General features: G+C 62.2%; 13 protein-coding genes. 1 reads left to right on the top strand and 12 read right to left on the bottom strand.

All coding sequences use genetic code 11. The annotated features are described in order from the left end of the window. Window positions 1-28: 28 nt before the first annotated feature. The 6 genes from ACHMW7_RS17080 to crcB form a co-directional block, all read right to left on the bottom strand. The gene (locus ACHMW7_RS17080; RefSeq protein ID WP_395446800.1) at window positions 29-1,069 is read right to left on the bottom strand and encodes a glutamine synthetase beta-grasp domain-containing protein; all 1,041 of its coding nucleotides are present in this window, start codon (window positions 1,067-1,069) and stop codon (window positions 29-31) included. Between the two features lie 258 nt (window positions 1,070-1,327). Further along, on the bottom strand, window positions 1,328-2,122 hold the full coding sequence (locus tag ACHMW7_RS17075) for an ATP12 family chaperone protein (protein WP_395446799.1): 795 nt from the start codon (window positions 2,120-2,122) through the stop codon (window positions 1,328-1,330). Between the two features lie 2 nt (window positions 2,123-2,124). After that, window positions 2,125-3,051, bottom strand: a complete 927-nt coding sequence (locus ACHMW7_RS17070; protein WP_395446798.1) for a DMT family transporter — start codon at window positions 3,049-3,051, stop codon at window positions 2,125-2,127. Between the two features lie 143 nt (window positions 3,052-3,194). Further along, a complete protein-coding gene (locus ACHMW7_RS17065) occupies window positions 3,195-3,845 on the bottom strand; it encodes an HAD-IA family hydrolase (RefSeq protein ID WP_395451347.1) in 651 nt (216 codons plus the stop codon). Window positions 3,846-3,880: 35 nt separating this feature from the next. Continuing rightward, window positions 3,881-4,864: an RluA family pseudouridine synthase gene (locus tag ACHMW7_RS17060; RefSeq protein WP_395446797.1), complete on the bottom strand. Its 984-nt coding sequence runs from the start codon at window positions 4,862-4,864 to the stop codon at window positions 3,881-3,883. A 35-nt stretch (window positions 4,865-4,899) separates the two neighbouring features. Then, window positions 4,900-5,277: a fluoride efflux transporter CrcB gene (gene crcB, locus ACHMW7_RS17055; RefSeq protein ID WP_395446796.1), complete on the bottom strand. Its 378-nt coding sequence runs from the start codon at window positions 5,275-5,277 to the stop codon at window positions 4,900-4,902. 167 nt (window positions 5,278-5,444) lie between these two features. Between crcB and mazG the strand changes: the two genes are divergently transcribed. Continuing rightward, window positions 5,445-6,269 (top strand): nucleoside triphosphate pyrophosphohydrolase, encoded by an 825-nt coding sequence (mazG, locus tag ACHMW7_RS17050; protein WP_395446795.1) that lies wholly within the window; start codon window positions 5,445-5,447, stop codon window positions 6,267-6,269. A gap of 6 nt (window positions 6,270-6,275) precedes the next feature. On the opposite strand, the gene hflX is transcribed toward mazG, so the two are convergent. The 6 genes from hflX to ACHMW7_RS17020 all read right to left on the bottom strand — a co-directional run bounded on the left by hflX (window position 6,276) and on the right by ACHMW7_RS17020 (window position 14,049). Beyond that, the gene (gene hflX / locus ACHMW7_RS17045; RefSeq protein WP_395446794.1) at window positions 6,276-7,667 is read right to left on the bottom strand and encodes a GTPase HflX; all 1,392 of its coding nucleotides are present in this window, start codon (window positions 7,665-7,667) and stop codon (window positions 6,276-6,278) included. After that, window positions 7,668-7,913, bottom strand: a complete 246-nt coding sequence (gene hfq / locus ACHMW7_RS17040; protein WP_018428055.1) for an RNA chaperone Hfq — start codon at window positions 7,911-7,913, stop codon at window positions 7,668-7,670. Between the two features lie 139 nt (window positions 7,914-8,052). After that, window positions 8,053-8,916 (bottom strand): D-amino-acid transaminase, encoded by an 864-nt coding sequence (locus ACHMW7_RS17035; RefSeq protein ID WP_395446793.1) that lies wholly within the window; start codon window positions 8,914-8,916, stop codon window positions 8,053-8,055. 79 nt (window positions 8,917-8,995) lie between these two features. Next, complete coding sequence (trkA, locus tag ACHMW7_RS17030; RefSeq protein WP_395446792.1) at window positions 8,996-10,372, bottom strand: Trk system potassium transporter TrkA; 1,377 nt, start codon at window positions 10,370-10,372, stop codon at window positions 8,996-8,998. Window positions 10,373-10,406: 34 nt separating this feature from the next. Continuing rightward, entirely contained in the window at window positions 10,407-11,768 is a 1,362-nt protein-coding gene (locus ACHMW7_RS17025) for a sigma-54-dependent transcriptional regulator (RefSeq protein ID WP_395446791.1), read from the bottom strand. Further along, window positions 11,758-14,049, bottom strand: a complete 2,292-nt coding sequence (locus tag ACHMW7_RS17020) for an ATP-binding protein (RefSeq protein ID WP_395451346.1) — start codon at window positions 14,047-14,049, stop codon at window positions 11,758-11,760. The genes ACHMW7_RS17025 and ACHMW7_RS17020 overlap by 11 nt, the downstream gene beginning before the upstream one ends. Between the last annotated feature and the right edge of the window lie 100 nt (window positions 14,050-14,149).

Genomic DNA, 14,149 nt, shown 5'->3' with positions numbered 1-14,149 from the left:
CTTTTTGTTGGAACGATGTACCTGATTGTTAGGCAGCAGCCCTGGTCTCGACGTCGGTCGGAACCACGCTGATGGTCTTCAGGATCTGCGAGGCGATCTGGTAGGGGTCGCCCTGCGAGTTCGGACGGCGGTCCTCAAGATAGCCACGATAGTCGTCACGGACAAAGCTGTGCGGCACGCGCACCGACGCGCCACGATCGGCGACGCCCCAGGTGAACACGTCGATCGAAGCCGTCTCGTGCTTGCCGGTCAGGCGCAGGTGGTTGTCGGGACCGTAGACCGCGATGTGTTCCGCGCGAGCTTCGCTGAAAGCAGCCATCAGCGCTTCGAAATAGGCCTTGCCGCCCTTCTCGCGCAAATAGGTGGTCGAGAAATTGGCGTGCATGCCCGAACCGTTCCAGTCGGTGTCGCCGAGCGGCTTGCAGTGGTATTCGATGTCGATCTCGTACTTCTCGGTCAGGCGCTGCAGCAGGTAGCGCGCCAGCCACATCTCGTCGGCGGCCTTTTTCGAGCCCTTGCCGAAAATCTGGAATTCCCACTGGCCCTTGGCCACTTCGGCATTGATGCCTTCGTGGTTGATCCCCGCCTCGAGGCAGAGGTCGAGATGCTCCTCGACGATCTGGCGGGCGATGTTGCCGACGTTCTTGTAGCCGACACCGGTGTAGTACTCACCCTGCGGCGCCGGGAAACCGGTTTCGGGGAAGCCGAGCGGACGGCCGTCCTTGTAGAAGAAATACTCCTGTTCGAAGCCGAACCATGCGCCTTCATCGTCAAGGACCGTGGCGCGGGTGTTCGACGGATGCGGGGTGACGCCATCCGGCATCATCACTTCGCACATGACGAGCGCGCCGTTCTTGCGTGCGGGATCGGGATAAATGGCAACCGGCTTCAGGACGCAGTCCGAGCTCTTGCCTTCGGCCTGCATCGTCGAGCTGCCGTCAAAACCCCGATAGGGCAGCTGCTCCAGCTTGGGGAATTCGGCATATTCCTTGACCTGCGTCTTGCCGCGAAGGTTGGCCGCAGGAGAATACCCGTCCAGCCAAATATACTCGAGCTTGTACTTCGTCATGCTGTCCTCTCAGTGTCGTGCTGCCGGCCATTGGCGGCCGGCGCGTCACATAAGAAGAAGCAAGCCTCGTGCCAATTTGAAAATGCAGCATTCGCACGATGTTCGACGGCCAGGAAAAACGTAGTGCTCAAAAAACAGGCAAACTACGGCAGCATGGCTGACATTCTGCCCAAGAGTCGGGCTGCCCAAGAAGTCCGGCTCCCCAAGTGTCGGACGGCTCTAGCGTCAGGCGACGCCTTGCCGGCCGGCAAACGGATGTCAGCCAGCCTGCAGCGCTTCGAGCAGCGCCACCGCCGAGAGCATGTCGCGCTTGCGGTTGGCGCGACGGGCCACGGCCTCGGAATCCTGGCCCCAATGCTCGCTCTGCCAGTCCTCGTCGACATGGGCTGCGGCCCAGGCCTCGTCGACGCCGAGTTCGCCCATCTCGACCGCCAGCGCCAGAAGTGCCGAGCCGGTCAGCGTGGTCATCAGGTGGAGCGCAGCCAGCCGCATCGGCTCGGCGCGCTGCGACAGGTGCACGCCAAGCGCGGCAATTGCCGCACGCGGCTGCTCGACATGCATGACGCCTTCGGCCAGCACGAAATGCGCGCCAAGCGACGCCCGAGCCCAGTCGATGACCGGGTCCCATGCCTCGGCCTGCCGCTCGACAAGCCGCTCGGGCTGGTCGGCGCGGTAGCAAAGCAGGTCGGACGACGAAAAGCGCAGGATGTCTTCAAGCACCGCCTGCGGGTCGGTGGCGACACCGTCGATCGCGGTGTTGACCAGGCGCAGTACAGGCATGGTGAAAGGGTCGATGTTTTCGACCTGGGCCGCGAACTCGTCGGCAATCAGTTGGGCAGCCGCCGTGGTCGGCAGGGCAAGAAGCGCCCTGCCCGGCGTGCGCACCGGCTTGCCGTCGAGTTGCACTGCATGACCATTGTCGACGGCGGCAACCGAAGCTGTTTTGTAGAACCGCTTGGGCAGTTGCTTGCGCAACGTGCTTTGCGCACGGCGGATCGGATCGGGGTCGGACAGGCCGTCGCTGGTTTCGAGGTCGCTCAGAATGTCTCGCATCTTTACTCCGCTGCCGGCGCGGTTTTCCGCGACGGCCGATTTACAATGATCAGCCCGGCCGCGATGAGGCCGAGCGCCAGAAAAATGTTCCAGGTCAGCGGCTCGCCGAGCACCAGCCAGCCGCATATCACGCTGAATGCCGGCGACAGGAAGGCAAAGCTGGAAAGCCCTGCCGCGGGATAGCGCCGCATCAGCCAGAACCAGAGAATATAGGTGAACGCAACGACATAAACAGCTTGGAACAACAGTGCACTGGTGGCAACGGTCGACACATCGCGGATCGCCGGACCGGCGAGCGACACCAGCGGAATCGCCATCAGCGCCGACACGACCAACTGATAAAGCAGCACCTTCTCGGCGCCGGCATTCGACAGCCTGGTGCCCTTGATCACCAGCGTGGTCAACGCCCAAAGCAGCCCGGCAACGAGGGCGAGAAGATCGCCGACAAGGGTCGACGATCCGGTAACGCCAAGCTTGTCGGCAAAGACCACCACCACGCCGCCGAATGCCAGGAGCAGGCCGAGGAGCTTCTGCAGCGTCATTCGCTCGCCAAGCCAGAAATGCGCCCCGAGCAGAACCCAAAACGGCATCGTGTTGACCAAAAGCGAGTTTCGCGCCACCGTCGTGTATTCAAGGCTGACGAAAACAAGGATGAATTCAGCACCGAACAAAAGCCCGGCAGCGATGCCCGCCCACAGCGTACCGTCCCTGGTCCACAGCGGAACACGGCGATAGAGGCACCACAGGAAGACCAAGCTACAGCCGATGCCCGAGCGCGCCACGTTGAGGAAGATCGGATTGTAACCCGAGGTGGCAAGCTTGGCCGCGACGCCGTTCATGCCCCACGACATCGTCAGCAAGAGCATGAACACGACGGCGGCAGCATCGATGCTGTCGCGACGATCCAACGGCTGCGCTGTGGCTGTCATCAAACCCTCCACGCCCGCCGGGCGCGATCCAGATACGCCGTCGTGGTCCTGCCTTGAGCCTCGCCGGCCATCGGCAGCGGATCGGAACCCGGCGCGACGCGGGTCGCAACATAAAACAAGATGCCTGACACCACTTGGTCCAGCTAATCGATAAGAGGTAGCAATTCGCTAGGCGTGGTAAGCACGGCATGTGCGCCAGTGGCGAGCAGGCCGTCGCGGCTGTGGTAGCCCCAGGACACGCCGATGGCACGGGCGCCTGCACTTCTGGCCATCTGCATGTCATAGACGGCGTCGCCGACGACATAGGTCGACGCCGGATCGATCCCGGTTTCAGCACAGCATTCCAGAACCATGGCCGGGTGCGGCTTCGACGGACAATCATCTGCGGTGCGAATGGTCACGAAATGGCGCTCGAAACCGTAGGTTTCCAGAACCCTTTGAACGCCCCGACGCGACTTTCCGGTGACCATGCCGATCAGCACGTCGTCGCGCTTGGCCAGCGTTTCAATCAGTTCGGCAATGCCCTCGTAGAGGGGCTCGCGGAAGGTCGGCAGCTGGCGCGATGCAATGAAATGCTCCTTGTAGCGCTCGGCCAGGCGGCCGCACTCGGCATCGAGCGGGCGCCCAAGCAAGGTCGCGATGGCGAGATCGAGCGTCAGTCCGATGATGCTCTTGGTTGCCTCCAGCGTCGGCTCCTGCAAGCCGGCTTCGCGGAACGTTGCCACCATCGAGCCATGGATGATGTCGGCGCTGTCGACCAGCGTGCCGTCGCAATCGAACAGCACAAGCTTCAGCGATGCGGATGCGTTGTCACGCGACGCGGCAGCCGTCACGCCGGCTCCCCGCTTTCATCGTCGAAGCCGATCAGGTTCCAGCTCTGGCGCATATGCGGCGGCATTGGTGCGGTGACATCGATCACGCCATGATCGGGATGCGGAATGACGATGCGGCGGGCATGAAGATGCAGCTTGTTCTGCAGGCCGCCGGGGAATTCCCAGTTGGTGTCGTGTTCGAAATATTTCGGATCACCGATGATCGGGCAGCCGATATAGGCGGCATGCACGCGCAGCTGGTGGGTACGGCCGGTATAGGGCTCCATCTCCAGCCAGGTCATGGTCTGGGCCGCCTGCTCCAGCACGCGGTAATAGGAAACAGCGTGGTCGGCACCCTTTTCACCATGCTTGGCGACACGCATGCGGTCGCCGTCGGGCGTCTGTTCCTTGATCAGCCAGGTCGAGATCTTGTCTTCGCGCTTGGGTGGCGCGCCCTTGACCAGAGCCCAATAGGTTTTCTTGGTTTCGCGGGCGCGGAAGGCCTCGGCGAGCTTCATCGCGGCGAGACGCGTACGCGCCACAACCAGCACGCCCGAGGTGTCGCGGTCGAGCCGGTGCACCAGGCGCGGCTTTTCGCCCTTCTTGCTGCGCCAGGCTTCGAGCATGTCGTCGAGATGGCGCACGATGCCCGAGCCGCCCTGGACGGCAAGGCCGGCCGGCTTGTTGAAGACAAAGACCTTGGAGTCTTCATAGATCAGCATCTTGGCCAGCACGTCGCCATCGTCCTGATCGCGCATGGTGCGGGCCGTCAGCGGGCCATCATTCTTCTTGTCGACTTCCAGCGGCGGGATGCGGATGACCTGGCCGGGCTCGACACGTGTGTCGGCCTTGACGCGGCCGCCATCGACCCGGATCTGGCCCGAGCGCAGCAGTTTTTGCAGGTGACCGAAGCCGAGCCCCGGAAAATGGGACTTGAACCAGCGGTCGAGCCTCATGCCCGTTTCGCCGGCTTCCACCGTGATCTGTTCAACGCCAGCCATTTTTCAATCGTCCTTTTCGAAGCGGCCCAATAGCATCAGCCGATGCTTCTTGCGAGCCACATTCCCAGGAACAGTGCCAGAATGGCTGATATGACGCTGGCAAAGGCGTATCCGAAGGCAGGAAGTGTCCATCCGCGCTCCCACAAGGTAGCAAAATCGAGCGAAAATGCTGAAAACGTGGTGAAGCCGCCAAGGATGCCGGTGGCCACGAACAGCCGGAGTTCGTTCGATGTACCGCTGCGGCGAGCAAGCCAGCCGATAAACAGGCCCATCGCAAAGGAGCCGACAACATTGATCGCCAGCGTACCCCAGGGAAAATTGGGGCCGACAAGACGCAATGCCAGCAGATTGGCGAGATGTCGAAGCGCAGCCCCAATGGCACCGCCGAGTGCAACGAGAGATAGATGCAGCATCGGGATTTCCTGCCTGCGCGCGAAAAGCCGGTCAATAGCCAAAGCGCAGCCGTTGCAATCTCATGCAGCCAGAACGGCTCGCTTTCGCGACAAACAACATGTGGACAAGGCCCAGGCTCGGGAAGGCACTGTTGGGCCGGAGCTTGCCGGGCTATAGCATCGCGATCATGCAACCTTCCAAAGACATTTCCCGCCTGATCGAGATCATGGCCGCCCTGCGTGAGCCGGAAACCGGCTGTCCCTGGGACATCGAACAGAATTTCGCGACGATCGCGCCCTACACGATCGAAGAGGCCTACGAGGTCGCCGACGCGATTGCGCGCAACGACATCGACCATCTGCGCGAGGAGCTCGGCGACCTGCTGCTGCAGGTGGTCTATCACGCCCAGATGGCGCAGGAGGCTGGCGAATTCGCCTTCGGCGACGTGGTTCAGGGTATCACCACCAAGATGATCCGCCGCCATCCGCATGTATTCGGCGACGCCAAGGCGCGCGAGGCGCGCTCGGCCAAGGGCATGTGGGAAAAGATCAAGGCGGAGGAGAAGGCAGAGAAGCGCGCCGCTCGCATCGCTCGCGGGCTCGATCCCGAAGATCACGGCAAGGGATTTTTGGACAGCGTGCCGGTAGCGCTGCCGGCGCTGACGCGGGCGCTGAAACTGCAGGAAAAGGCCGCCCGCGTCGGCTTCGACTGGGGCAAGGCAGCGCCGATCCTCGACAAGATCGAAGAAGAGATCGGCGAATTGCGCGAGGCGATGGCCAAGGGCGACTGGGCCGCGGTCAAGGACGAATTCGGCGACATGCTGTTTGCACTCGTCAATCTCGGCCGGCATCTGGAGCTCGACTCCGAGGCAGCGCTTTCAGGAACCAACGACAAGTTCCGCAAGCGCTTCCATTACATCGAGCAGGCACTTGGTGATGCCGATAGCAGCCTCGAGGCAGCTACGCTGGACGAGATGGAAGCGCTCTGGCAGCAGGCAAAGGGCGCGAAATAACTCGCGTTAGCCCTTGTTTTTACGTTGAATTTTCGCCGCGATCTCGTCGCGCGCCGAGGCTGTCGCCTTGAGCGTCATCGACACGCTGCCATCGTCATTGTCAGTGCGCGAAACGACATCGCCATTGCGATAGAGCCAGTCGATCTGGCCAAGCTGGCTCGGCTCCAACGTAACGTCGATGGATTCGAGCTCGCCCGACACACGCTGCTCGATCAGCGCGGCCAACGTCGGAATGCCCTCGCCCGTAATCGCCGAAATGGCGATTGGCGGCGTCTTGCGGCCATCGGTGCTGTCGGAAAGCAGGCGCTCGCGGTTGCCTTCATCGAGCTGGTCGATCTTGTTCCAGACTTCGACGACGCGATCAGTATCGGCCGCATCGACGCCGAGATCGGCAAGAATGCGTTCGACATCGTCGGCCTGAGCGGCAGTGTCGGGGTCGGAAATGTCCCTGAGATGGATCACCAGATCCGCCTCGACGACCTCCTCCAGCGTCGCCCGGAAGGCGGCGATCAGGTGCGTCGGCAGGTCGGAGATGAAGCCGACCGTGTCGGACAGGATGATCGGCGTGCCATGCGGCAGCCGCACCCGGCGCAAGGTCGGATCAAGCGTCGCAAACAACATGTTCTCGGCCAGCACGCTGGCGCCGGTCAGGCGGTTGAACAGCGTCGACTTGCCGGCATTGGTGTAGCCGACGATGGCAACGACCGGGAACGGCACCTTGCGGCGCTTGGAGCGGTGCAGGTCGCGTGTGCGAACCACTGTTTCCAGCTCGCGCTTGAGCTTGATGATCTTTTCCTGAAGGGCGCGCCTGTCGGATTCGATCTGCGTTTCGCCGGGACCGCCGAGAAAGCCTGCGCCACCGCGCTGGCGTTCAAGGTGGGTCCAGCTGCGGACCAGTCGGCCCTTCTGGTAATTGAGATGGGCAAGCTCGACCTGCAGCGTGCCTTCCTTGGTGCGGGCGCGCCGGCCAAAGATCTCGAGGATCAGCCCGGTGCGGTCGAGCACCTTGGCATTCATCTCTTTTTCGAGGTTGCGCTGCTGCACTGGCGTCAGCGGATGGTCGACGATGACCAGCTCCGCGCCGTGTTCTTTGACGATCGTTGCAAACTCCTCGACCTTGCCGCTGCCCAGCAATGTCGCCGGGCGCGGGTCGTTGAGTGTGACGATTGCGGTATGAATGGGGTCGAGATCGATGGCCCGGGTCAAACCGACGGCTTCATCACGGCGAGCCTCGGCCGAACGCTGCAGCCGCGGACGCGCGCTGTCGTCGTCACCCTTGGGCTGGCGCGTCAGCACCGGCACGATGACGACCGCGCGCGTGGGGGCCTTGTCGCCCCCTACCGATTCGGGTCCATTGCTTTCACCGGCCTTGGCGCCGGCGTTCCTTTCGCGTGCCAATCAGCCGCCCTGGCTTTCCTCGCCATCGAACATCTGAACCGGCTGGCTCGGCATGATCGTGGAGATGGCATGCTTGTAGACGAGCTGCGAGTGCCCGTCACGGCGCAACAAAACACAGAAATTGTCGAAGGAAGTTACTACTCCGGTCAATTTCACGCCGTTAATAAGGAAAATGGTGAGTGGGTTTTTGCTCTTGCGAACTGAATTCAGGAAAAGATCCTGAAGATTCTGCGATCGTTCCGCCATTGTTTTTTTCTTTCGCCGATCCCTGTCTGCTGCCAATGCGCCAAATTACCGGGCCCATGTCAAGCCAGCAAACACCCCCTTGCCACAACGCGCGGCAAGCTGAACGAGATGAATTTAACCATTTACGCCCAAGCGGTTATCAGGCTTGGATTTTTTCCGCAACGTCAAAAAAGGCTTCCCGCAGGGAAAGCGCGACCGATCCGGGGTGCCCATTGGCCACCGGTTGGCCGTCAATGGCAACGATTGGCATGATCACTGTGGTTGCAGCGGTCATGAACGCTTCGCGCGCCGACTTGGCCTCCTCGACGGTGAACCCACGTTCCACGACCTTCAGCCCGAGCTTTTTGGCGACGTCCATCAGCGTCGTGCGGGTGATGCCGCGCAAGATACCTGTATCGGCCGGACGGGTGATAAGTTCGCCGTCCTTGGAGACAATCCAGGCGTTGGTGGCGGCCCCTTCGGTGACCTTGCCATCGGCATCGACGAACCATGCTTCCTGGGCGCCGGCCTCCTTGGCCTGCTGACGCGCCAGCACGTTGGGCAGCAGACCGACAGACTTGATGTCGACGCGCTCCCAGCGGTTTTCCGGCACGGTGATCACCTTGATCCCAGCACTTGCCCTTTTCGCGCTCGCGGCCGGATCGGTGCGCTTGGCCGTCACCACCAGCGCAGACGGCGTGGTCTCTGCCGGGAACACGTGGTCGCGTGGCGCCACACCACGCGTCACTTGGAGATAGACCATGCCATTGCGGACGCGGTTGCGGGCAATGACCTCGCGCATGATGTGGACCAGCACAGCACGCTTGACCGGCCAGGCGATCCTGAGTTCCGACAAGGAACGGTCGAGCCGGTTGAGATGCCCGACGCTGTCGACGATGAAGCCACGCGCCACCTCGCAGACCTCGTAGACGCCATCGGCGAACTGATAACCGCGGTCCTCGATATGCACGCCTGCATGGGAATGCATGAGATAGCGGCCATTGACGTAGGCTATGCGCGGCATGGTTTTCGTGTCCCCGAAATTTTCATGGGAGTTCTAGTCGATTTGCGCCGCGCGGCAACGTTCAAAAGGCTGGTCCAGATCAGAAGAATTCGAGACTGACCCTGAACATCTGCTCGACCTGCTTGACCGCCTTGTCGAGTGCGAAAATGACGACGCGATCCTTGGGCTTGATCTTCACCGAACCGCTCGGCTTGACCACATGGCCGTCGCGATAGATGGCGCCAATGCGCATGCCATCCGGCAGGTCGAGATCGCGCAGCAATGTGCCGACCAGCGGCGAGGTTTCCAGCGCCTCGGCCTCGATGATTTCCGCAGCACCACGCTGGATCGAGTGCACCTGCCGGATGCGTCCACGCCGGACATGCTGGAGCACGCGCGAAATCGTCACCGCGCTGGGATTGACATGCGCGTCGATGCCAAGCGGCTTGGTCAGGTCGTGATAGGCCGGGTTGTTGATCAGCGCGAGGTTGCCCTTGCAGCCCAATCGCTTGGCCATGACAGAGGACAGGATGTTGACCTGATCGTTGTTGGTCAGCGCGACCATCAGGTCGGCGTCCTGGATGTCGGCCTCCATCAACAGCTTCTGGTCGAGTGCGCTGCCGTTGAGCACCACTGTCCGGCGCAGCTCGTCGGCGACCTTGACCGCCCTCTCCCGGTTGGCCTCGATGATCTTAATCTTGGTGCGGCTCTGGCGCTGCTCGAGCGTACGGGCGACAAAAAGGCCGATGTTGCCACCGCCGGCGATGACGATGCGTGTGGCTTCCTGCTCGTCATGGCCGAACAGGCCAAGCGTACGCCGGACCTGGTCCTTGGTCGTCACGACATAGGCAAGGTCGCCCGCCACCAACTGGTCGGCCGAATGCGGTATGAACAGGCGGTCGTTGCGCGTCACCCCCACCACCGTCGAGGGCAGATCGGGGAAAAGCTCGCTGAGCTGGGCCAGCGGCGTGTTGATGACGGGGCAATCATCTAGGCACTCGATCGCCACCATGATGATGTGGTTTTCGGCGAAGCGGACCACATCGACTGCACCCGGCAGCGTGATGCGCCGAAGCACCATCTCGCCGACTTCCAGCTCGGGCGAAATGATCACGTCGATGGGCAGGTGTTCGCGCGAAAACAGGTCCTGGTAGTGCGGCTGAAGGTAGGACTGCGAGCGAATGCGCGCGACCTTCATCGGCACGTTGAACAGCGCGTGCGCCACCTCGCAGGCAACGATGTTGACCTCGTCGAACAGCGTCACCGCGATAATCATGTCGGCGTTCTGCGCACCGGCCGCCTCAAGCACCTCCGGATGCGAACCATGGCCGACAAAGCCGCGCACGTCGAGCTGGTCGCGCACCGAATGGATCAGCTCGGGTGCCGTGTCGATGATCGAGACGTCGTTCTTTTCCGCTGCCAGTCGCTCCGCGATGCCGTAACCGACCTGTCCCGCGCCGCAGATGATTACACGCATGTGATAGGTCTATCCTGGCTGGTCAGCACTGTACTCACACGCCCAACGACTTGAGCTTGCGGTGAAGCGCTGACCGCTCCATGCCGATGAACTCGGCGGTCTTGGAGATATTGCCGCCGAAGCGGTTGATCTGGGCGATGAGATATTCCTTCTCGAACATCTCGCGCGCCTCGCGCAGCGGCAGCGCCATGATGTGCTGGTCCGATTGGTTCGGCGCGCGCGGCATGACGTCGCCGATTTCGGACGGCAAAAGGTCGGCGGTGATCGGCTGCTCGGGATTGTCCCCGCGCGCGAGGATCAACAGACGCTCGACATTGTTGCGCAACTGACGAACGTTGCCCGGCCAGTTATGGGCCTGAAGCACCGCAAGCGCATCGTCGCCGATGCGGCGCGGCTTGATACCGGCCTGCTTGGCCATCTGCTTCATGAAATTGTCGACGAGGTAAGGAATGTCCTCGCGGCGCTCGGCGAGCCCGGGCACCATGACAGGCACCACGGCGAGACGGTGGTAGAGATCCTCGCGGAATCGCCCCTCGGCGATCATCGCCTCGAGGTTCTGCGCCGTCGACGAGATGATGCGGACATCGACCTTGACCCGCTTGGTGCCGCCGACGCGCTCGAACTGCTGTTCGACCAGCACGCGCAGGATCTTGTTTTGCGTCTCGCGCGGCATGTCGGCGATTTCGTCGAGGTAAAGAATGCCCTGATGCGCCTCTTCCAGCGCGCCCACCTTGCGCTCGCCGCCATTCGATTCGGTGCCGAACAGCTCGATCTCCATGCGCTCGGGCGTGATGGTTGCCGCATTCAACGCCACGAACGGGCCGCTCTTGCGTGCCGACAATGCGTGGATGGCACGCGCCGCCATCTCCTTGCCGGAGCCAGACGGGCCGATGATCATGATACGGCTGTTGGTCGGTGCGACGCGGTCGATGGTCTGACGCAGCTGACTCATCGCCGACGACATGCCGATCAGGTCATGGGTCTCGCCGCTGCGCATCTTGAGGTCGGAGACCTCGCGCCTGAGCTTCGAGGTTTCGAGCGCACGTTCGGCAATCAGGATCAGCCGGTCGGCCTTGAACGGCTTTTCGATGAAGTCGTAGGCCCCGCGCCGGATCGCCGAAACAGCGGTTTCAATGTTGCCGTGGCCCGAAATCATCACCACAGGCAGGTTCGGGTGCAGCGTCTTGATCTCGTCGAGCAGAGCCAGCCCGTCGAGCCGCGACCCCTGCAGCCAGATGTCGAGGAAAACCAGGCGCGGCGCGCGGTCCGCGATCGCGGCGAGCGCACTGTCGGCGTCGAACGCCGTGCGGGTTTCGTGGCCTTCGTCGCTCAGGATGCCCGCGACCAGTTCGCGGATGTCTTCCTCGTCGTCAACGATAAGAATATCAGACGCCATTTCCGACCTTTTCGGTTTCTCTGCCCTGCACTGCGTCGTCGGCACCCTTGGGTGCCGCCGCAGCCTCCTCGGCTGCCGCAGGCAGGATCATGCTGATCATCGCGCCGCGCCCGTCGTGGAAATCGGCTGGTGCGTCGTGAAGTTCCAATCTTCCGCCGTGGTCCTCGACAATCTTCTTGACGATAGCGAGGCCGAGGCCAGTGCCTTTCTCGCGCGTCGTCATATAGGGCTCGAGGAGCCGCTGGCGATTTTCGCGCGGCAATCCCTTGCCATTGTCGATCACATCGATGCAGATCGAATTACCATCCCGCCGCGCCCGGATCTTGATGACCCCGGCCTCGCCGGTCTGGCGTTCCGCCGCCTCGATGGCCTCGGCGGCATTCTTGATGACATTGCCGAAAGCCTGCGCCATCAGGCGGCTGTCGAAGGTTCCCTTGAGCGGGCCGGGCGTGATGTCGCGCTCGAAGGCAATATCGGCGCGGCTGACCTCGACCAGGAACGATGCCTCGCGAAGCGGCTCGCGAACGTCGATCACTTTCATCTCCGGCTTCGGCATACGCGCGAAAGCCGAGAATTCATCGACCATTCGGCCGATGTCGCCAACTTGGCGGATGATCGTCTCGGTACACTGGTCGAAGACCTCGCGATCCTCGGTGATCACCTTGCCGTAGCGGCGGCGGATACGTTCGGCCGACAGCTGGATCGGCGTCAGCGGGTTTTTGATCTCATGGGCGATGCGCCGCGCGACGTCAGCCCAGGCGGAGGTGCGCTGTGCCGTGACGAGGTCGGTGATGTCGTCGATGGTGACGACATAAGACTTGTCGCCGACGTCGCTTTCGCCCTCTTCGACCGTCACCTGGACGTTGAAGGTACGCTCCGCGCCGGCGCGGTAGAAAGTGACCTGCTCGCGATAGACAGCGCGGCCCGACTTGCGGCCGATCTCGAAGACACGGCCGACATGCGGCAACAGGATCGACAGGTTCTGGCCGAGCGAAGATGCAGCCGAGATCGCCAGCATCTCCTCCGCCGAAGGGTTGACGATGGTGATGCTGCCATAGGGATCGACGCCGATGACACCTGCGGTGACGCCGGAAAGCACGGCTTCGGAGAAACGTCGCCGCTCGTCAATGACGTCCTTGGCGGCCAGGATCTCGTTGCGCTGCGACTTGAGCTCGAGCAGCATGTTGTTGAACGTGTCGCTGAGCGCACCGACGTCACCATCGGATTGCCGCACCGGCACCGAGACGTCGAGATTGCCGGTAGCCACCTCGTCGGCGGCGCCAATCAACTGGCGGATCGGCCGAACGATCCGGTCCGCGACGGCGATGCCGGTCCAGATCGCCGACAAGACGACAATCAGCGTCAGTCCGAGATAGAGCAGCGCAAAGGCGATCTGCGTCGTACGCCGGTTGGCACCGAGATCGCGATACTCCTCGGTATTTGCGGTAACGATCTGGCGCGCCTTGATCACCTCGGGATCGACCAGCCGGATCGTGTATAGATAAAGCCCGTCAATCTCGCGCAGCTTGATGATGGCGCCGACGATGTTGCGCGTCTTCGGCTCGATCAGCACCGGCTTGCCGTCCGCTGCGGTCTGAACCGCGACAGCTGGCGGTTCGGGCATGGCGAAATCCGCACCTGTCTTGGCGCTCATGACGAAGGAGCCGTCCGCGCGGATCAGCGCGGCATGGGCAAGCGCGCGCAACTGCGCCTGCCGGCCCATGAAATCGAGGAAGCCGCTGCGATCGAGACCGTAGAGCGTACGATTGTTGTCGAGGTCGTTGGCCATCGACAATGTCGTGCTCTGCAGGTTGCGCGCGTTCTCCTGGACATAGGCTTCGGCGATCGACAGCGACGAATTGACGATCGTCGTGGTCCGAATCTGGAACCAGCGGTCGAGCCCGATATCCAACGTGATCGACGCGACGATAGCCACCAGCAGTGCCGGCAGAGCGGCCACCAGCGCAAACATGGTGACGATGCGCACATGCAGCCGCGACGCCGCCTTGCCACGCTTGCGGGCCATTGCAATGCGCTGGATCTCGATGGCGATCAGCCCGACGAGGATCAGCACGAACACCGCGTTGATACCGATCAGTGCAAGCGTCGTCGTCGAATCAGGAGTGATAGGGGTGACGCCGACCAGGATGGCGAACGACACCGCAGCGCTCACCAGCGCGGCGGCAATCGCCATCACGCCCGGAAGCGCCAGAAGGCGACGACCTTCCTGCCGGCCCGGTACGGGGATCTTTTCGTTCTGAAGTTGTGCCTGGCTCGCCATGCTTGCCGTGTAGAGACATTGATTGCGGCGCATCTATGCAACGCATTGTGGCGATTATGCAACATTTTCGCCGCAAGCGGAAATGTTTCGACAGGCTTTC

It is taken from the genome of Aminobacter sp. UC22_36 (genome assembly GCF_044056035.1).
GTDB lineage: Bacteria > Pseudomonadota > Alphaproteobacteria > Rhizobiales > Rhizobiaceae > Aminobacter.
The sequence above is the reverse complement of the archived record's forward strand: the minus strand, read 5'-3'. Positions and strand labels throughout refer to the sequence as shown.